This is a genomic window from Kribbella sp. NPDC051137, from assembly GCF_040682535.1.
Classification (GTDB): domain Bacteria; phylum Actinomycetota; class Actinomycetes; order Propionibacteriales; family Kribbellaceae; genus Kribbella; species Kribbella karoonensis.
In genome coordinates, this window is sequence record NZ_JBFBBI010000006.1 from 658,492 (window position 1) to 676,406 (window position 17,915).

Consider the following 17,915-nt stretch of genomic DNA (forward strand, 5'->3'; position numbering starts at 1 on the left):
TTTCTTGGTGGATGGTGGTCGAGTAACGTAGCTGGGCTCCCCCTACTCGCCGGAGGTTTCAGCATGCCCTCAGACACGTCCGACACTCTCCAGGCCGAGAAGGACTATCTGAAGACCTCGCGGGCCGCGCTGGCGATGATGCGGGAGAAGACGGGCGCGCTGGAGATCCACAGCGCGGACCGGGTCAACCAGGAGTTCCTGCAGGCCGCGATCTTCCGGCGGATGAAGGAACTGGAGGACGACCCCGACGTACCGCTGTTCTTCGGCCGGCTGGACTACCTGGAGCCGGCCGAGGAGACCTTCCACATCGGCCGCCGGCACGTGAACGACGCGCTCGGCGAGCCGCTGGTGGTGGACTGGCGGGCGGACATCTCGGTGCCGTTCTACCGGGCCAGCAAGACCGAGCCGATGGGCGTCGGCATCCGCCGGCGGTTCGGGTTCACACACGGCGAGATGACCGCCTTCGAGGACGAGGACCTGACCGCGGGGGGCGCGGCCGAGCAGCACAGCGACATCCTCGACGCCGAGATCGAGCGGCCCCGCTCGGGCCCGATGCGCGACATCGTCGCCACCATCCAGCCGGAGCAGGACGTGATCGTCCGGGCCGGCGTCGACGAGACCATCTGCGTCCAGGGCGCGCCCGGCACCGGGAAGACCGCGGTCGGGCTGCACCGGGCGGCGTACCTGCTCTACGCGTACCGGGACCAGCTCAGCCGCGCCGGTGTCCTCGTGGTCGGCCCGAACGCGAGCTTCCTGCGCTACATCGGCGACGTCCTGCCGGCCCTCGGTGAGATCGAGGCGAAGCAGACGACGGTCGAGGAGATGGTTGCCCGGGTCAAGATCGCCGGGCCGGGCCCCGCGCCGGTCGACGTCCTCAAGGGCGACGCCCGGATGGCGGAGGTCCTGCATCGGGCCGTCTGGGCGCACGTGCGGCAGCCCGAGGAGGCCCTCGTCGTACCGCGGGGCGCGCACCGCTGGCGGGTGGCGACGTACCAGGCAGAAGAGCTGGTCACCGAGCTCCGGACGCGTGGCATCCGGTACGGCGCCGGCCGCGCGATGCTGCCGCAACGGCTGGCCCATGCGGTGCTGCTGCGGATGGAGGCGGCCGGTGACTCGCCGGACGATCGCGTGCAGGACTCCGTCGCCAGGAGCCGCCCGGTGAAGCAGTACGCCGAGGCCCTGTGGCCGGCGGTGGATCCGGCCAAGCTCCTGTTCCGCCTCTTCACCGAGCCGGACCTGCTCGCCCGGCACGCGGACGGCATCCTCACCGCGGAGGAGCAGGCCCTGCTGATCTGGGAGAAGGTCCCCCGCTCCCCCGGCGCCGCCAAGTGGTCCGTTGCCGATGCCACCCTGATCGACGAGATCGCCGACCTGGTCGACCGTACGCCGTCGCTCGGCCACGTGGTGCTGGACGAGGCCCAGGACCTGTCCGCGATGCAACTGCGCGCCGTAGGCCGTCGTTGCTCCACCGGGTCGATGACTGTGCTCGGTGACATCGCTCAAGGCACCACACCGTGGGCTACACCCTCCTGGGACGAGGCCCTGACCCATCTCGGCAAGACGAGCGCCCACACCGAGGAGCTGACCGCCGGCTTCCGCGTCCCCGGTCAAGTGATCGAGTACGCCGCCCGCCTGCTCCCGACGATCGCTCCGCACCTCAAACCACCGACGGCCGTACGGCGGGCACGTGGTGAGCTGACCATCACCCGCGTACCGGACAGCCTCACCGCCGCGGTCACCGCCGTACAGGAGGCGTCCGAGCGGCCGGGGTCGATCGGCCTGATCGTCCCGGACGCCCTGGTCCCGGCGACCAGGAAAGCCTTGCAGGGCGTGGCTTTCTCGGTGCTGGGCGACGAGGACGACGTCGACGCTCACCTGGACGTCGTGCCGGCGTCACTCGCCAAGGGTCTCGAGTTCGACCACGTGGTGCTGGTGGAGCCGGCCGGCATCGTGGCCGGGGAGGCCGACGAGCGGACCGGCCTCCGACGCCTGTACGTCTGCCTGACTCGTGCCGTCACCTCACTGGTCGTCCTGCACAGTGAGGACCTGCCTGAGGTACTAGTCAGCTGAGGCTGTGAGATACAGGTCCTCGTCACGCTCCAACTGCTCCACCTGGCGCAGCGACGGGTCGCGCCACAGCAGGTACACCAGCCCGAGCACCACCAGCGACAGCACGGAAGCCAACGCCGGCAGATAACCGACGCCTAGCGTCTGGATGACCAGTCCGCCGACCACAGCGGACAGCCCGGCGCCCAGGTAGATCGCTGAGGCGTTCAGCGAGATCAGCAGGCCGCCACCGAGCTCCAGCAGCAGGTTCTGGATCGGCGGGTTGAAGGCCCACGTCAGCATCCCCCAGACAACGAGCGCGACACCGGCACCGGCCGCTGTCGTCAGTGTCAGGTCGAGCGTTGCCAGGACTGCGGTGATGCCCAGCATCAGAACCACCAGCGTGGGCAGGCTGCCGAAGCGGTCGGTGATCCGCCCACCGACGAAGTTGCCCACGACAGCGCCCACGCCGTACAGCAGGAGCAGCAGACCGGTGACGCTGCCGGTCAGGCCCGCGGTGTGCTTGAGCAGCGGGACGATGTAGATGTACACGCTGAAGGCAGCCAGCACAGCGAGCACGGTCATCGCCAGCACGATCTGCACGCGCCGGTCGGTCACCCCGGCGAAACGTTCACGCAGGCTGACCACAGGTGCCGCCTCGACCTTCGGCAGCGCGGCACGCTCGGCGACGGCTACCAGGACGGCGACTGCGGTGATGAGCGCGAAGACGCCCTTGTAGCCGAGCGTCGGACCCAGCAGCGTGCCTGCCGGTACGCCGAGAACCAGGGCGAAGGTGAGGCCGCCGAAGACGATGGCCACCGCCCTGCCGCGCTCCTCGGGCGGCAACAGGCTGGTGGCGAAGAGTGTGGCGGCCGGGGTGTACACGGCGGCGCCGAACGCGGCCACGACCCGGCCGACGATGAGGAGCGGGTAGCTGTCGGCCACGGCGGCGATCAGGTTGCCGAGCGCGGCCAGGACCAGCGCGGCGATCAGGAGGGTACGGCGCTCCCACCGGCCGGTCAGCGTGGACAGGATCGGCGCACCGATCGCGTACGACAGCGAGAACGCGGTGGCCAGCTGGCCCGCGGCGGTCAGCGAGACGTGCAGCTCCGAGCTGACGTCGGGCAGCACCCCGGACACGACGTACGCGCTGGTGCCGACCGCGAACGCGCCGGCGCCGAGCAGGTAGATCCGTGCGGACATCTGAGGACCTTCCGGAGAGGTTCGTTAGTTCGACGATCATCGTACTACGAAGATCATCGAACTTCGACAGGCGTCGTACTATGGACTCATGGCCACCAAAGTCCTCCCGCAGCCGGAGCGGGACGAGATCCGCGTCGAGGCGGTTCTGCAGGCGTTGGGCGAGCCGGTCCGGCTGACCATCGTCCGGGCGCTCGCCGACAACCCGGCCGGCGTCTGCTGCGGCGAGATCGAGCTCCCGGTCACCGCCTCCACCCGGGCGCACCACCTCAAGACCCTCCGCGAGGCCGGCGTGATCTCGACCCATACCGACGGCACCCGCCGGGTCAGCCTGCTACGCCGCGACGACCTCGAAGGGCTGTACCCCGGCCTCCTCACCGGAGTCCTGTCAGCCAAGCAGTAACCAACCGCAAGGTAGCGGTGGGGTGATCGTGGGCTGGTTGCAGTAGTGCGTTTGGCAGACTGAAGCGGTGGTGGAACTCCGGGCGCGCTGGGACGACCTGCTGCCTGGCTCTGCCGCGCTGGCGGACGACCTGGTCGCGCGGTACGTCGACCGCACCCGCCGCGCGTACCGCGACCAGTACCTGAACATCGTGCTGACCGCGCTGGACTCGCTGATCCAGCTGTCCACCGACCCCACCAGCGTCCGGCTGGCGGCCTGGTTCCACCGAGCCGTCCACGAACCCGGCGGCACCCCGCCGGAGGACGCGGAGGCCTCGGCCCGGCTGGCCGAGCAACTGCTCCCGCAGTACGGCGTACCGTCCATCCGGATCGCCGAGGTCGCGCGGCTGATCCGGCTGACCGGGGACCTCGCCGCGCCGCCGCCGGACTCCTACGCGCCACCCCGCCGCGACGCGAACGGCGACGTACTGCTCGATGCCGTGAACGCGATCCTCGCCTCGGACCCCACCCGGTACGCCGTACACACCGCCGAGGTACGCCGTGACGCCGGTGAACGGAAGGCAGCGCTCGAGCACCGGTACGACGACGTCGGCAACCTGCTCGACGGGCACCTGTACCGGACGCAGCTCGCACGTCAACGGCTCGGCCAGGTCGCACGCCTCAACCTGGAGTCAGAACTCGCCGGCCTGGACAGTGAGCTGCCGGCACCCTGGCGTGGCTGGCAGCAGGCCGGGCTGACGGCCACGGCCACGTTCGGCGCGGTTGCGGCCGCGGTGGTCGCGATTGCCGCGTCTGGCGCGTCCTGGCAGGTGCCGGCCGCCGACGACGAGGTGGGTTGGCCCACTGTCGCCCTGGCAGCTCTCTCGTTCTTCAGCGCACCAGTGCTGTTCCGTTGCGCCCGCAGCGCGAGCCAACGCGCCCGTCTGATCGCAGGCGCAGCCCTAGCCATCGCCGTGACCGGGCTGCTCATCGCCTGGGCCCAGACTCCAAGGACCAACGCAGCCATCGGCGTAGGCCTGCGTGTGCCGTTGCTGATCTCCGCACTGCTCCTGCTGCTGATAGCAAGCGCAGCGGCCCTGGTCGCGTCGCTGCTCCGTACCCGGACCGCCCGCTACCTCCCGGCGCGCAACGTGGGCCAGCAGCTCGCCTGGCTCGTCGTACCGGCCGTTGTCGCCCTTGTACTGCTGCTGATCGTCCAGCCGCTGTCGCGCAGCTACGTGCTCTCGTCCAACGAACGCCTCGAAGGCTCCCCGCAGCAAGCCGGCCGGGCCAGCCCGTCCGTTCTCGACGGGGGCGTCGCCTGGGTCAGCGAGTCCGTCACGGGTACTGGTGCGGACGAAGCGATCGGCACCCGCTTCGGTGTCGCGATCCCCCGCCCGGACGGCGTGGTCGAGATGCTCGACGCGGCCACTGGGGCCCTGCGCTGGCGCTACAGCCGCTCCGACTCCGACGAGAAGCCGGTGATCACAGCCACCGGCAACGGTGAGTACGTGCTCGCCCAGTTCGCCGACGTGGGCTATCTGCTGCTCAACGCGGACACAGGTCGCCGTGAGGCCGCGTGGCCGGGGCGGATGCGGGACAGGATCATCCAGCAACCCCAGCCGCTCCTGACCGCCGAACGCAGCGGCAAGCTGCACGGTGTCGACCCCAGCGGGCACGAGCGCTGGACGTACGAGTCCGGCAGCTGCACCGACCTGGGCGCGATCGCTACAGCCGAGACGGTGCTCACGTTCGTCAGCCACACCTGCGACGAGCAGCCGGACGAGATGGCCGCGCTCGACGTGCAGACCGGCAAGAAGCTGTGGACCAAGACCGCACAGAACAGCTACCGCCGGCCGGTCGTCGTGGCCGGTCTGGTCGTGGTGGCCGAGCCTGGCGGCGACACCGACGTACCGGTGGAACTGACCGCGATCGAGCCGAGTACGGGCGACATCCGGTGGCGCTGGGACGTACCGGGGAGCTGGGCCTGCCGGACCCTGCTGAACGCCGCCGGGAAGTACCTGATCGTCGTGGACTGCCCCGGGCCGAGCACCGTGGAGAGCCGCCGGACCGTGGTCACGGCCATCGACGCGAACACCGGCCTGACCGCCTGGCAGACGGTGGCACCGGTCAGCCCTCGGGCGAAGGTCACGGTGACCGCCGACGGCCGCGTGATCTCGCTGAGCCGTACCGGCACCGGCTGCGTCGCGAACGTGATCAGCCGAGCCGGCTTCCGCCAGGTCCGGCTGCCGACCGGCATTGTCTGCGGCCGGGACCCCCGGGCGGTCGGCAATCTCGTGCTCACCTCCGGCCCGAATACCGTGATCGCACTGCGGTAGTGACTCCACGTAGTCAAGAGGTGTCGACCCCCGGATCGTTGACGGCGGAGTGTGACCTGTACCGCAGTTCCTGGGGGTCAGGTGACAAGCCGATAACCCTTTGGCCACGGACCGATTCGGGAACCCCGGATCCGTCCGTCCGGACTGCCAACGGGTGCCAGACTCCATAGCCATGGACCTGCGCGACCAGTGGAATCGCCTGCTGCCGCACGCGCAGCCGTTGGGCGACGACCTGCTGGCTCGTTACGCAGAGCAACATCGCCACTATCACGACCAGCAGCACCTGACCGAGGTGCTGACCACGGTCGACGAACTGGCCGAGTACGCGGACGACGCGGACACCGTCCGGCTGGCGGCCTGGTTCCACGACGCGATCTACGACCCGCAGGCCGACCCCGGGGAGAACGAGGAGGTCTCGGCCCAGCTGGCCGAGCTCGAGCTGGCCGCGTACGGCGTGGCCGCCGACCGGGTCGCGGAGATCGGACGGCTGGTCCGGCTGACCGCCAAGCACGACTGCGCCGAGGACGACCGCAACGGCGCCGTGCTGTGCGACGCCGACCTGCGGATCCTGAGCCTGCCGAAGACGCGGTACGACGAGTACGCGGCCGGGATCCGGCAGGAGTACGAGCACGTCGCGGAGCGGGACTTCGCCCGCGGGCGGATGGCCTTCCTGCAGGCGCTGAGCGAGACCCGGCTGTACGCGACCCCCAGGGGCCACGAGGAATGGGAGAGACCGGCCCGGGAGAACCTCACGCGGGAGGTCGAAGCCCTGGGCCCTAGGGCAGCCCGGCCGATCGGCGGGCTGATCCCGGTCATCTACTTCGGCGCCGCCCTCGGCGCGGTGGTCGCCTCCTCGGTTCTGCTGGGCCGCGGTCTCGGAGCGGCGGCCAAGTGGCCGGCTGATCCGTCCGAGGTGAGTGGCTTCCCGGTATGGGCCCCCATCGCCGGTACGGCGGTAGCGGCCGCCCTGGCGTGTGCGTGGTTCCGCCGGACGCAGCGGCGGCTGGTGACCATCCCGGCGATCGCCTTCGCCGCTGTCGGGCTGATCGCGATCGGCGTGTGCTGGTGGCGCTGGCCGGCCGCCCAACCCGGCGCGGCCATGTCAGAGCGTTGGCCGTACCTGCTGATCGCGTCCGCAGCCCTGGTACTGGCAGGGGCGTTGCTGGCGTTGGCGCTCCGGCTGCGGCTCGCACCGGCGTACGCGCAAGCACCTCCGCGTTGGCTGGGCGTTGGTGCCACGGCTGTCTGCGGGGCGCTACTGGCGTGGGTCGTGGTCTCTGCCGGCGAGCCTTTCGTACAGGCGAGGCTGGAGACCGCCAACACGGTCAGCACGACCACCACGATCCAGCCGACCCAGCAGCCGGTACAGCTCGACGGGACGCTCGCCTGGAGCCGTGAGGTTCCGGCGACGGGTGCCATCACCGGTACGGCGGGCGGCGTCGCGGAGCTGCGCGCTGACGGTGTCGTGATGTCCGACGCGGCCACAGGCCAGATCCGGTGGCGCTACTCGCGGGCCGACGTACAGGACGCTGCGTCCAGCGGCTCCCGTGGCCTCGTGGTGTCGGCGGACGGGCAGGTCGTCGCCGCACACCTCCCACGGTCGCAGTACCGCGAGCCGGCGGGCATCAGCCTGCCGACGTACGCCGTACTCGACGCGGTGAGCGGGAAGGTGCTGACCGAGGTCGACTCCGACGGTACGGCGCTGGCCGTCGACTCCGACCAGTTGCTGGTGGCGGAAGGCAACTTCGTCGTCTCGCACGGCGTGAGCAGCCCGACGCACTGGCAGGCCCAGGTGCGCTGCACGGTGACCCAGGGCGCGCTGGTCGGCGACCAGGCGGTCGTGGTCGACGCCTGCGCCGGCAACGGCGCCGTCGTACGCGGGCTGGACCTCAAGACCGGTGCCCAGAAGTGGGAGGTCAACCTGGGCGCCCGGATCGACCTGAGCGCCGAGCTGGACCCGTCGACGTGGGTCGGCGAGCTGGTCTCGGTACCGGACACCCGTGAGGTCTCCGGCCTGATCTGGACCGGCGCCGCGGGCGGCACGCTCTACCAGTGGTCGGTGGACACCAGTACCGGCAACCTGCTGTGGACGTCGCCCGTACCGGGCACACCACGCCCGCGGCTCGGCTCGTCGTCCTGCGACGCCCAGCTCGCCGCCACGCACGCGTCCCTCGTACTGATCACCTGCCGCACCGGCAACGACTCCGGCCAGCCGCAGACGTACGACGTGTCCGCGTCGAGTCCCGCCGACGGTACGCCGCAGTGGCACCACCTGCTGCAGGTACCGCCGAAGCTGCAGCACCCGGAGTACCCGCGGGACGGGTTCGGGCTGTTGCCGGACGGACGGGTCGTCACGCTGATGCCGCAGACCGACGGCAGCTGCTCGCCGGTACTGATCGGCTCCAACGGCATCCAGGCACGGCCGATCGTGGCCGGCTCCACCACCCAGCCGGTCGCCAAGTCCGAAACCGTCACCTGCGACAAGCCGGCCGTCACCGTGGCCGCCTCCCGCCCGATCTTCTCCGACGGAACCCGCCTCTTCGCGCTCAACTGACCGCTGGGAATTATGTTGCTCCGGGCACGGTTGCTATCTACCGTGATCCGCATGTTCCGCGTGGTTTCCGAGTTCGACCTGTCAGGCAAGAGCCTGCCGGGCGCTCCCACGTGGGCACCGTCAGTCGATTGCACCGGCACTCGAAGCTGACCCTCCTCCTGCCTCGCAGGACCCGCGGAGGAGGGTGGCCCGAACCGGCCCCCTCTCCGCGGTGACAGCGCTGCGAGGGCTTGCCGGAGGGTCCTGGCTCGTCCCGAATCTTCTGACAGGCAAAGGAAAACTCATGGCCAAGAGCCAGTTCGTGCGGACCAAGCCGCACCTCAACATCGGCACGATGGGTCACGTCGACCACGGCAAGACGACCCTGACCGCCGCGATCACCAAGGTGCTCGCCGAGCGCGACCCGAACGTCAACCGCTTCGTCGCTTTCGACGGCATCGACCGGGCCCCGGAGGAGCTGCAGCGCGGGATCACGATCAACATCTCGCACGTCGAGTACGAGACCGCCACCCGGCACTACGCGCACGTCGACATGCCCGGGCACGCCGACTACGTGAAGAACATGATCACCGGCGCCGCCCAGGTGGACGCCGCGATCCTGGTCGTCTCCGCGCAGGACGGTGCCATGCCGCAGACGCGGGAGCACGTACTGCTCGCGCGCCGGGTGGGCGTGCCGTACCTCGTGGTCGCGCTGAACAAGGCCGACACCGTCGACGACCCGGAGCTGCTCGATCTGGTCGAGCTGGAGGTCCGCGAACTCCTCTCGGAGTACGGCTTCCCCGGCGACGACGTACCGGTCGTGCGCGTGTCCGGGCTGAAGGCGCTGGAGGGCGATCCGCGGTGGACCGCCGCGATCGGCGAGCTGCTGGACGCGATCGACGACTACGTGCCGGTGCCGGACCGCGAGCTCGGCGAGCCGTTCCTGATGCCGATCGAGAACGTGCTCACGATCAGCGGTCGCGGGACGGTGGTCACGGGTGCCGTCGAGCGCGGTTCGCTGAAGCTCGGCGACCAGGTCGAGGTGGTCGGCCTCGGCCCGACGGTGACCAGTACGGCGATCGGTCTGGAGACGTTCGGCAAGTCGCTGGAGTCCGCGGACGCGGGCGACAACGCGGCCGTGCTGCTGCGTGGCGTGAAGCGCGACGAGGTCCGTCGCGGCCAGGTGGTGGCGCTGCCGGGCAGCGTGCGGCCGCACCGGAAGTTCCGGGCGAACCTGCACGCGCTGTCCACCGCCGAGGGCGGCCGGCACACGCCGTTCGCCGCGGACTACCGGCCGCAGTTCTACTTCCGGACCACCGACGTGTCCGGCGGGATCGACCTCGGTGAGATCACCCTGGTGATGCCCGGCGACACGATCGAGCTGGGCGTGGAGCTGGAGAAGCCGGTCGCGATGGACGTCGGCCTCGGCTTCGCGGTCCGCGAGGGCGGCCACACCGTCGCCGCGGGCACCGTGACCGAACTGCTCGACTGATCAGGAACGGCCCTCAATTCGTTGGGGGCCGTTTCCTGTGTCTGAGGCCGGCCGCGATCAGACGCTCCACCAGCTCCCGGCTCGACACCGGTACGGCGCCGGCTTTCACGAGGTCGTCGTACCGGTCACTGGGTACGTCGTAGTGGTCGCGGTCGAAGCCGCGGGCCGGGATGCCCGCTGCCTTCGCGAACGCGTGCAGCTCCTCGTAGGACTCGTCGCTCACCAGGTGCGACCAGATCCGGTTCCAGGCCGGCCAGGCGGGCGGGTCGATCAGGATCATTCGCGGGCGTCCTGCGCGTCGAGCAGGTTGCGCCAGGAGCGGACGAAGCGCGAGTTCACGTACGCCTTGGTCCACGACCCGTCCTGGCGGACCGACGTACCGACGTGGAAACGGCGTACGCCGGACTGGTACAGCCACGGGACGTGCTCCGGCTGCAGGCCGCCGCCCGCCATCATCACACCGGCCACGGCCGGGTCCTCCTTCGCGAGCCTGCACAGGTCGTCCAGCCCGTGGCCGACGCCGATGGACGAGCCCGCGGTCAGTACGCAGTCCAGTCCGGGCAGGGTACGGAGCGCCCGCCAGGCGGGCTGCTGCTCGAGTACGGCGTCGATCGCGCGGTGGAACGTCCACGGCGTACCGGCGAACGTGCTGACCAGCCGGCCGACCGACTCCACGTCCACCTGGTTGTCCGGGGTCAGGAACCCCAGCACGAACCCGTCGGCGCCCGCGGCCAGGAACGACTGCGCCATCGCGGTCAGCCGGTTCAGGTCGGCACCGTTCGCGGTGAACGAGTTCTCCAGCCGCAGCATCACCCGCAGCGGCAGGTCGGTGACCCGCCGGATCGCGCTCACCGTCGACACGGACGGACACAGTCCGTCCGCCTCCATCGAGGCGCACAGCTCCAGCCGGTCCGCCCCACCCTCCTGCGCCGCCTCCGCGTCCGCCGGATGCAACGCGATGATCTCCAGCAACGAACCCATGCGGGCCATCATCTCGCATATTGCTGTTGCACTTGCCGGAGAGCTTCTGTATCGTTTTTCTAGATCGATTTAGAAGAACGATACAGATGAGGTGGGCAGATGGCCGGCGTGACACTAAAGACCGTGGCGAAGGCCGTGGGCGTGTCGCCGTCGACGGTCTCGAACGCCTACAACAAGCCCGACCAGCTCTCCGCCGCACTGCGCGAGCGGATCCTGGCGGCGGCCCAGGAGCTCGGGTACGCCGGACCCGACGCGTCCGCCCGCGCCCTGCGGAGCGGGAAGGCCGGCGCGGTCGGGGTCCTGTTCACCGACAAACTCGCCTACGCGTTCTCGGACCCGTACGCGGTCGGCTTCCTCGCCGGGCTCGCGGAGGTCGCCGAGGAGTTCTCGACCAGCCTGCTGCTGATGCCGCTCAGCTCCACGGACATCGCCGGCGGCAGCAACGCCGTGCAGCAGGCGGCGATCGACGCGGCCGCGATCTTCTGCGTACCGGGCGGACACCCGGCGCTGGAGATCCTCGCGAACCGCGGGATCCCAGCGGTGTCGACGGACCGGGGCGACCACCCGGACCTGTCCTGGGTCGCGATCGACGAGGTCGAGGCGGCCGCGCAGCTGGGCGAGCACCTGGCCCGGCTCGGGCACCGCGACGTCGCCGTACTGGTCGACAACGCGCAGGCCGCCGGCGGGCGGCCGATGGAGCTGACCGTCGACGAGGTCGGGTACACCGACTGCGAGCTGCGGATCCGCGGCCTGCAGAAGGCGATGCCGGACGCGCGGCTGCGGATCGTCTCCGGCGGGCACAACGCGATCGCCTCCGGGCTCCGCGGGGCGGAGTTCGTGCTGGACTCGCAGGACCGGCCGACCGCGATCGTCGGGCTGAGCGACGTCCAGGCGCTCGGTGCGCTGGAGGCGATGAAGGTCCGGGGGCTGACCCCGGGTCGCGATCTGTCGCTGGCCGGGTTCGACGACATCCCGGCCGCCGCGGCCGCCGGGCTGACGACGGTCCGGCAGCCGATCAAGGACAAGGGCCGCGCGGTCGGCCGGATCCTGCTGGACCCGGCGACCACCGAGCGGCAGCAACTGATGCCGACCCAGCTGATCGTCCGCTCCAGCAGCGGACCGGCTCCGCGGCGCTGACAACCCCACATTCCTCCCCGGAACCGCTCGGGTTCCCGGGGCGACCAAGCACGCTCTCAGGAGGGAGCAGCACCATGACCTACTTCATCGCCGGCAACACGGCGGTCGACAACGCCCGCAGCCTGAGCCAGTCGGCCCTCCCGAACGCTCCCCAGCAGCCGTACGACGAGCCCGCACCGCGCCGGAGCTTCGCCGTCCGCGCCCGCATCGGCGCCGTACTCCGATCCGCCGCCGAACGCGAGGTCCGCCTCGCGAACCGCATCGACCCCGTCTGCCCGACCAGCTGACACCCGGACGGACATCCTGGCTTGTTTTGTCGGCGGGGTCTGGCACCCTGAAGGGCGATGAACGAGCCAGGGGTATTGCTGACCGCACGGGCGATGGTGCTCCACGACCTGGCCGCGCGCGGCTTCAACGACGCCGCGATGGTGTCCTTGCTGGAGGACGCCATCGCGGAACGCCAATGGTGGCTCGACCAGTGGCCCGACGGCGCCGAACACATCGCGGGGCTGGTGGCCCAGGACGTCCAGGACCGCCTGGTGGACAACCGAATCCGCTGGCCCCGCTGCACCGCCTGCGACGACCTCCACGACCACGAGCTCCGCATCGAACCCGAGCTCGGCCCGGACCCGCACTGGGTCTGCGAACGCGCCGGCATCACGGTCGCACCCCTGGGAGGCCTCACCTAGCCCTCCGGGAGATACCTGATTGATCTACATGTAGCCAGACTACTATTGTCTGTCTACATGAAGGTTCTCTACGCACTTCGGGGCGTGGCCGGGCTGCACGCGGTAGCGATCTGTCTACAGCCCGTGTTCGCGGGCATCTACCTGAACGGCTCCCCGGCCGGCCTGCGGATGCACGAGCCGACCGGGCACGCCCTGGTCTTCATCGGGCTCGCACAGTTGCTGGCAGCAACGTTCTGGTGGCGATCCGGCGGCCGCTGGGTCGCCCCCGCGGTGAGTCTGCTGATCACCGCCGGCGAGGTCGTGCAGGTGACGGTGGGATACAGCCGTCAACTGGCGATCCACATCCCGCTCGGGGTCGCGCTGGTCGCGAGCACCGTCGCGTTCGCCTTCTGGATCAACCGGAGGCGCGCATGATCACGCTCGAACCGCAACCGCGGAACGACGTACGGCGTCCTCGCATCAGCCTGTACGCGTTACGCGTCACCCTTGTCCTGCACGCGATCCTGATCGCCGCGCAGCCGATCGCCGCGGGCTACTTCCTGTCCGGCAACGTCGATGCGATGACCACCGTCCACGCCACCATCGGCGGCTCGGTCTGGATGATCGCGCTGCTGCAGACGATCGTCGCCGCCTGCTACACGATCGCCGGCCGCGGCCGGATCTGGCCGGCGATCCTGTCGCCGGTCCTGGTCGTCGCCGAGTTCGTCCAGCTCACCTTCGGCTACCTGCAGAACTTCGCCGTCCACATCCCGCTCGGTACGGCGATCGTCGGCACCGTGCTGTGGATGACGGTCTGGTCCTTCCGCAGATCCGCACGCCTGAACCGCCGGGAGGCGAAGAAATGACCATGTCCCGCCGCGGACTCCTGGCCGTTGCCGGAGGCACCGGCGCCGCCCTTTCGCTGGCCGGCTGCGGCCAGGAGGCTCAGCCTGCGCAGTCCGGGGAACTCCTGCGCAGCAAGGCGAAACTCCCCGCTCCGTTCCAGGTCCCGCTCCCGATCCCGCCGGCCAAGAAGCCGCTCCGCTCGGACGCGAAGACCGACTACTACCAGGTCGTCCAACGCAAAGCGAGCGTAGAGATCCTGCCCGGCCTGAAGACCGGGATCATCGGGTACGACGGCCTGCTGCCCGGACCGACCTTCGACGTACACAGCGGCCGCACCAGCGTGATCGAGCAGGTCAACCAGCTCGACGTGCCCACCGTCGTCCACCTGCACGGCGGCCACACGCCCGCACCGAGCGACGGCTGGCCGCTCGACATGATCATGCCGGCGAACGGCGAACACGGCGGCGGCCATCACATGATGGGTGGCGGCAACATGACCATGGGCAAGCGCACGTACACGTACCCGAACGCCCAGCGCGCCGCGACCCTCTGGTACCACGACCACACGATGGACTACACCGCTCCGCGGGTCTACCACGGCCTGTTCGGACTGCACATCATCCGTGATGCCGAAGAGGAGAATCTCCCGCTGCCGAAGGGCGATCGGGAGATCCCGCTGGTGATCGCGGATCGCGCCTTCGACGAGGACGGATCGTTCCTGTATCCGCTCGCGAAGGACGGTCACGGCGTCGAGCAGAAGTACATGGAAGGAGTGATCGGGGACGTCACGCTCGTCAACGGTGCGCCCTGGCCGGTGCACGAGGTGGACGCGGTCCGGTACCGCTTCCGCATCCTCAACGCCGCCAACGCCCGCCGGTACGAGCTCGGCTTCGACAAGGGCCCCGCGAAGTTCGTGCAGATCGGCAGCGACGGCGGCCTGCTCGACAAGCCGGTCGAGCACACCACGCTGGTGATCGCGCCGGCGGAGCGCTTCGACGTGATCGTGGACTTCTCGCAGTACCGGCCGGGCGACGAAGTCACGGTCGTCAACAAGCTCGACGGCAACGCGAACGTGCTGCGGTTCAGGATCGCCCGCAAGGCTGCCGACGACACCAGCATCCCGGCGACGCTCTCGTCGTACGCCGTGACGCCCCGGCCGACCGGGGTGGTCCGCCGGGAGTGGCGGTTCCGTCGCGGCGACGCCGGGGACCACCGCGGGTGGACGATCAACGGGAAAGCCTTCGATCCGCAGGTGATGCAGGCGCAGGTCAAGCTCGACCAGTACGAGATCTGGACGTTCGTGACCGACGTACACCACCCCGTGCACGTCCATCTCGCGCCGTTCCAGGTGCTGAGCCGTGGCGGGAAGAGCAAGCTCTCGGAGTACGACCACGGCTGGAAGGACACCGTGGACATCCGGCCGGCCGAGGTGGTCGAGGTGCTGGTCCGGTTCAGCGCGCACAGGGGCAAGTACTTGATCCACTGCCACAACCTCGAGCACGAGGACATGGCGATGATGGCGGGCTTCGAAACGATCTGAAGGACTCCTTGACGAGGCCCGCACTCCGCTCCTATAGTCAACACATCAGTTGATCAAGGGAACGGTTGATAAAGATGGTGGTTGACGAAGACCAGCTCGACCGGGCGTTCGCGGCCCTCGCGGACCCGGTCCGGCGGGCGATGATCGCGCGACTGTCGCGCGGTCCGGCCACGGTGAACGAACTGGCCGAGCCGTTCCCGATCACCAAGCAGGCGGTGTCGCGGCACATCCAGGTGCTCGAGGCCGCCGGGCTGATCACCCGGACCCGGGACGGCCAGCGCCGCCCGTGCCACCTGGTGCCGGCCGCCCTCGAGGCGCTGACGAGCTGGATCGACGAGTACCGGCTCGAAACCGAACGCCGCTTCCGCCGGATGGAAGCACTACTCAAGGAGCAGGAACGATGAGCGGTACGACGATCAACACCCCCGCGGGCACTCCGTTCGTGGAGGTCACCCGGGACTTCGAGGCCACCCCGGCGCAGCTCTTCCGGGTGATGACGGACCGCGACCTGGTCGCCCAGTGGCTCGGGCCGCGCGACCTCGAGGCGACGGTCGAGGAGTACGACGTACGGGCCGGCGGCAAGTACCGCTACGTGCACCGCGACGCGACCGGCGAGTACGCGTTCCGCGGCGTCTTCCACGCGGTCGAGCAGGACAAACTGGTCATCCAGACCTTCGAGTGGGAGGGCGCGCCGGGCGAGGTCTGCCTGGAGAAGATGACGCTCGAGCCGACCGAGAAGGGCGTCCGGCTGCACCAGCAGTCGGTGTTCCCGTCGGTCGAGGCCCGCGACCAGTCGATCGAGTACGGCATGGAGAACGGCATCCACGACTCCATGGACCGTCTCGCCGAACTGCTGGCGAAGTCATGAGCCGGGTCGTCGTGGACATCTCGGTGTCGCTGGACGGATTCGTCACCGGGCCGAACGCCGGCGTCGGCAACGGACTCGGCGACGGCGGCGAGCCCGTGCACGCGTGGGTCTTCAACGGCAACGACGCGGACCGCGCGGTTCTCGACGCCTCGTTCACCGAAACGGGTGCGGTCATCCAGGGCCGGAACCTCTTCGACGTCGTCGACGGGCCCGGCGGGTGGGACGACGAGATGGGGTACGGCGCCAAGCCGAACGGTGAAGCCAACCCGCCGATCTTCGTCGTCACGCACACCCCGCCCGGGAAGACCCGGCTCGGAGACCGCTTCCGCTTCGTCGGCAGTCCTGCCGAGGCGGTAGCCCGGGCGATGGAGGTTCCCGGCGGCAAGGACGTGGTCGTGATGGGCGGCGGCCAACTCTGCCACGAGGTGCTCGCGCAAGGGCTGGCCGACGTACTGCGGTTGCACGTCGCTCCCGTCGTACTGGGAGACGGTACGCGGTTGTGGCCGGCGGAGCCGTCTGCCGGGTTCGGGCTGGAGCTCATGGACGCTGTGTCCACTCCGGCGGCGCAGCACCTGACGTACCGGGTGGTGAAGTAGCCATGGGCAACGTTATTGCGACCGCAGTGGTGTCGCTGGACGGGTTCGTCGCGGACCCCGACGACCAGGTCGGGCCGCTGTTCGACTGGTACAACAACGGTCCGGTCGAGGTGTATGGGACAGACCCGGACCGCGCGTTCCACGTCAGCACGGCGAGTGCGGAGTACATCCGGTCGACCTGGCCGAACGTACGCGCCTGCATCATCGGACGGCGTCTGTTCGACCTCACGAACGGCTGGAACGGCGTACCGGCGAACGGAGAACACGTCTTCGTCGTCACGCACGAACCGCCGGCGAACTGGCCGTTCCCGGATGCGCCGTACACCTTCGTCAACGGCATCGAAGAAGCTGTCGCCCAGGCGAAGTCGTACGCCGGTGACGCCGACGTGAGCATCACCGGCGGCAACCTCACCGGCCAGGCGCTCGCCGTCGGCCTCGTCGACGAGATCTCCTACAACCTCGCCCCCGCTCTCCTGGGCACCGGCATCAGGTTCTTCGGCGACTACGTGGGCCCCGAGGTCCTGCTCGACAACCCTCGCGTCGTCGAAGGCGACCGCGTCACCCACCTACACTACCGGGTCAGCAAAGGGTGATCGGCGATCACGGTTCTGGAGCCGGGGGCGATCTCGGTGAAGCCGGCGTCCTGGACAACGGGGAGGTCGGTGGTCAGCAGTTCGTCCCATTGGCCGGGAGTGGCGGTTCGGACGGCCAGTGCGAAGTCGGCAGAGTGCCAGTCCTTGCGAGCGGCGTCGGGGAGAGCCCACCAGGCCAGCTGCGCTGCGTGACCGCACTGCGCCATCGCTTTGCCGCTGGACATTTCCAGGGCCGGATTGATCCACAGCACGGGTACGCCGGGTGCCGGCACTGGGAGCTCTTCGGTGTCCTCGAAGTCGGTCCCGCTCACCTGGAGCTTGAACAACTCCACCGGCACCTCGTCCACCCCTGTCGGCGGAAACACTCGCACCTCGGCCGGAGCCACAGCCCCGCTCTCTCCCCCGCCGGCACCGGTGCCGATGACTGTGATTCCCGGGAGCGCTTCAGCTCGGCGCCACTCGATGCCACGGGCGCGCTTGGCGATCTTGCGGATCCGGTTGTCCTGCCAGGCGGTCATCGCCTCCGCCCACTCCCCCTCGCCGTACGAACGTTCGTCGGCCAGGATCGCGAGCACCGCCCGCGCCGCCGTCTCCAGCGCGTCGGTCTGCGCCGGCCGCGCCTTCTTCTCGACCCGCACCACGAGCGTCAGCACCTGTTCCACGCGGCGAGTCTGACATGGTGCAACAGGTCGACA

General features: G+C 69.7%; 19 protein-coding genes. 15 read left to right on the forward strand and 4 right to left on the reverse strand.

Annotated elements, in window-relative coordinates; all coding sequences use genetic code 11:
* Window positions 1–63 precede the first annotated feature (63 nt).
* The gene (locus tag AB0M51_RS33880; protein ID WP_363752043.1) at window positions 64–2,070 is read left to right on the forward strand and encodes an AAA family ATPase; all 2,007 of its coding nucleotides are present in this window, start codon (window positions 64–66) and stop codon (window positions 2,068–2,070) included.
* Here AB0M51_RS33880 and AB0M51_RS33885 read toward each other — a convergent pair.
* On the reverse strand, window positions 2,059–3,249 hold the full coding sequence (locus AB0M51_RS33885; RefSeq protein ID WP_344191983.1) for an MFS transporter: 1,191 nt from the start codon (window positions 3,247–3,249) through the stop codon (window positions 2,059–2,061). The genes AB0M51_RS33880 and AB0M51_RS33885 overlap by 12 nt on opposite strands.
* Window positions 3,250–3,337: 88 nt before the next feature.
* Here AB0M51_RS33885 and AB0M51_RS33890 point away from each other — a divergent pair, with 88 nt between their 5' ends.
* The 4 genes from AB0M51_RS33890 (at window position 3,338) to tuf (ending at window position 9,991) form a co-directional block, all read left to right on the forward strand.
* Window positions 3,338–3,649 carry an ArsR family transcriptional regulator gene (locus AB0M51_RS33890; protein ID WP_344191981.1) on the forward strand — a complete coding sequence of 104 codons (312 nt, stop codon included), beginning with the start codon at window positions 3,338–3,340 and terminating at the stop codon, window positions 3,647–3,649.
* Between the two features lie 67 nt (window positions 3,650–3,716).
* Window positions 3,717–5,966, forward strand: a complete 2,250-nt coding sequence (locus AB0M51_RS33895) for a PQQ-binding-like beta-propeller repeat protein (protein ID WP_363752048.1) — start codon at window positions 3,717–3,719, stop codon at window positions 5,964–5,966.
* A 172-nt stretch (window positions 5,967–6,138) separates the two neighbouring features.
* Window positions 6,139–8,520: a hypothetical protein gene (locus AB0M51_RS33900; RefSeq protein ID WP_363752051.1), complete on the forward strand. Its 2,382-nt coding sequence runs from the start codon at window positions 6,139–6,141 to the stop codon at window positions 8,518–8,520.
* 283 nt (window positions 8,521–8,803) lie between these two features.
* On the forward strand, window positions 8,804–9,991 hold the full coding sequence (gene tuf, locus AB0M51_RS33905) for an elongation factor Tu (protein ID WP_363752054.1): 1,188 nt from the start codon (window positions 8,804–8,806) through the stop codon (window positions 9,989–9,991).
* A gap of 13 nt (window positions 9,992–10,004) precedes the next feature.
* Here tuf and AB0M51_RS33910 read toward each other — a convergent pair whose 3' ends face one another.
* Complete coding sequence (locus AB0M51_RS33910) at window positions 10,005–10,271, reverse strand: DUF4031 domain-containing protein (protein WP_344191972.1); 267 nt, start codon at window positions 10,269–10,271, stop codon at window positions 10,005–10,007.
* Window positions 10,268–10,972: a copper homeostasis protein CutC gene (locus tag AB0M51_RS33915; RefSeq protein WP_344191970.1), complete on the reverse strand. Its 705-nt coding sequence runs from the start codon at window positions 10,970–10,972 to the stop codon at window positions 10,268–10,270. Before AB0M51_RS33915 ends, AB0M51_RS33910 begins: the two co-directional genes overlap by 4 nt.
* Window positions 10,973–11,095: 123 nt before the next feature.
* On the opposite strand from AB0M51_RS33915, the gene AB0M51_RS33920 reads away from it, so the two are divergent.
* From AB0M51_RS33920 to AB0M51_RS33965, 10 genes are all read left to right on the forward strand, one after another.
* On the forward strand, window positions 11,096–12,109 hold the full coding sequence (locus AB0M51_RS33920; protein ID WP_363752059.1) for a LacI family DNA-binding transcriptional regulator: 1,014 nt from the start codon (window positions 11,096–11,098) through the stop codon (window positions 12,107–12,109).
* A 74-nt stretch (window positions 12,110–12,183) separates the two neighbouring features.
* A complete protein-coding gene (locus tag AB0M51_RS33925; protein WP_363752062.1) occupies window positions 12,184–12,396 on the forward strand; it encodes a hypothetical protein in 213 nt (70 codons plus the stop codon).
* Window positions 12,397–12,453: 57 nt separating this feature from the next.
* Complete coding sequence (locus AB0M51_RS33930) at window positions 12,454–12,798, forward strand: hypothetical protein (protein ID WP_344191964.1); 345 nt, start codon at window positions 12,454–12,456, stop codon at window positions 12,796–12,798.
* A 57-nt stretch (window positions 12,799–12,855) separates the two neighbouring features.
* Window positions 12,856–13,212 carry a hypothetical protein gene (locus AB0M51_RS33935; RefSeq protein WP_344191961.1) on the forward strand — a complete coding sequence of 119 codons (357 nt, stop codon included), beginning with the start codon at window positions 12,856–12,858 and terminating at the stop codon, window positions 13,210–13,212.
* Window positions 13,209–13,643 (forward strand): hypothetical protein, encoded by a 435-nt coding sequence (locus AB0M51_RS33940; protein ID WP_344191958.1) that lies wholly within the window; start codon window positions 13,209–13,211, stop codon window positions 13,641–13,643. Before AB0M51_RS33935 ends, AB0M51_RS33940 begins: the two co-directional genes overlap by 4 nt.
* Window positions 13,640–15,163: a multicopper oxidase domain-containing protein gene (locus tag AB0M51_RS33945; RefSeq protein WP_363752067.1), complete on the forward strand. Its 1,524-nt coding sequence runs from the start codon at window positions 13,640–13,642 to the stop codon at window positions 15,161–15,163. The genes AB0M51_RS33940 and AB0M51_RS33945 overlap by 4 nt, the downstream gene beginning before the upstream one ends.
* A gap of 74 nt (window positions 15,164–15,237) precedes the next feature.
* Complete coding sequence (locus tag AB0M51_RS33950; protein ID WP_363752070.1) at window positions 15,238–15,567, forward strand: metalloregulator ArsR/SmtB family transcription factor; 330 nt, start codon at window positions 15,238–15,240, stop codon at window positions 15,565–15,567.
* Complete coding sequence (locus AB0M51_RS33955; RefSeq protein ID WP_363752073.1) at window positions 15,564–16,031, forward strand: SRPBCC domain-containing protein; 468 nt, start codon at window positions 15,564–15,566, stop codon at window positions 16,029–16,031. The genes AB0M51_RS33950 and AB0M51_RS33955 overlap by 4 nt, the downstream gene beginning before the upstream one ends.
* Entirely contained in the window at window positions 16,028–16,627 is a 600-nt protein-coding gene (locus AB0M51_RS33960) for a dihydrofolate reductase family protein (protein ID WP_344191949.1), read from the forward strand. The genes AB0M51_RS33955 and AB0M51_RS33960 overlap by 4 nt, the downstream gene beginning before the upstream one ends.
* A 2-nt stretch (window positions 16,628–16,629) precedes the next feature.
* Window positions 16,630–17,220, forward strand: a complete 591-nt coding sequence (locus tag AB0M51_RS33965; RefSeq protein ID WP_344191946.1) for a dihydrofolate reductase — start codon at window positions 16,630–16,632, stop codon at window positions 17,218–17,220.
* Here the strand turns inward: AB0M51_RS33965 and AB0M51_RS33970 are convergent.
* On the reverse strand, window positions 17,199–17,882 hold the full coding sequence (locus tag AB0M51_RS33970) for a peptidyl-tRNA hydrolase (RefSeq protein WP_344191944.1): 684 nt from the start codon (window positions 17,880–17,882) through the stop codon (window positions 17,199–17,201). The two genes, AB0M51_RS33965 and AB0M51_RS33970, sit on opposite strands and share 22 nt — an antisense overlap.
* Window positions 17,883–17,915 lie beyond the last annotated feature (33 nt).

Bases quoted from the DNA above. Each gene is read 5' to 3' on its own strand.
- AB0M51_RS33880 (WP_363752043.1), top strand. From the start codon at position 64: ATGCCCTCAGACACGTCCGACACTCTCCAGGCCGAGAAGGACTATCTG.
- AB0M51_RS33960 (WP_344191949.1), top strand. From the start codon at position 16,028: ATGAGCCGGGTCGTCGTGGACATCTCGGTGTCGCTGGACGGATTCGTC.
- AB0M51_RS33915 (WP_344191970.1), bottom strand. From the start codon at position 10,972: ATGGGTTCGTTGCTGGAGATCATCGCGTTGCATCCGGCGGACGCGGAG.
- AB0M51_RS33965 (WP_344191946.1), top strand. From the start codon at position 16,630: ATGGGCAACGTTATTGCGACCGCAGTGGTGTCGCTGGACGGGTTCGTC.
- AB0M51_RS33925 (WP_363752062.1), top strand. From the start codon at position 12,184: ATGACCTACTTCATCGCCGGCAACACGGCGGTCGACAACGCCCGCAGC.
- AB0M51_RS33900 (WP_363752051.1), top strand. From the start codon at position 6,139: ATGGACCTGCGCGACCAGTGGAATCGCCTGCTGCCGCACGCGCAGCCG.
- AB0M51_RS33930 (WP_344191964.1), top strand. From the start codon at position 12,454: ATGAACGAGCCAGGGGTATTGCTGACCGCACGGGCGATGGTGCTCCAC.
- AB0M51_RS33945 (WP_363752067.1), top strand. From the start codon at position 13,640: ATGACCATGTCCCGCCGCGGACTCCTGGCCGTTGCCGGAGGCACCGGC.
- AB0M51_RS33890 (WP_344191981.1), top strand. From the start codon at position 3,338: ATGGCCACCAAAGTCCTCCCGCAGCCGGAGCGGGACGAGATCCGCGTC.
- AB0M51_RS33955 (WP_363752073.1), top strand. From the start codon at position 15,564: ATGAGCGGTACGACGATCAACACCCCCGCGGGCACTCCGTTCGTGGAG.
- tuf (WP_363752054.1), top strand. From the start codon at position 8,804: ATGGCCAAGAGCCAGTTCGTGCGGACCAAGCCGCACCTCAACATCGGC.
- AB0M51_RS33950 (WP_363752070.1), top strand. From the start codon at position 15,238: ATGGTGGTTGACGAAGACCAGCTCGACCGGGCGTTCGCGGCCCTCGCG.
- AB0M51_RS33935 (WP_344191961.1), top strand. From the start codon at position 12,856: ATGAAGGTTCTCTACGCACTTCGGGGCGTGGCCGGGCTGCACGCGGTA.
- AB0M51_RS33940 (WP_344191958.1), top strand. From the start codon at position 13,209: ATGATCACGCTCGAACCGCAACCGCGGAACGACGTACGGCGTCCTCGC.
- AB0M51_RS33885 (WP_344191983.1), bottom strand. From the start codon at position 3,249: ATGTCCGCACGGATCTACCTGCTCGGCGCCGGCGCGTTCGCGGTCGGC.
- AB0M51_RS33910 (WP_344191972.1), bottom strand. From the start codon at position 10,271: ATGATCCTGATCGACCCGCCCGCCTGGCCGGCCTGGAACCGGATCTGG.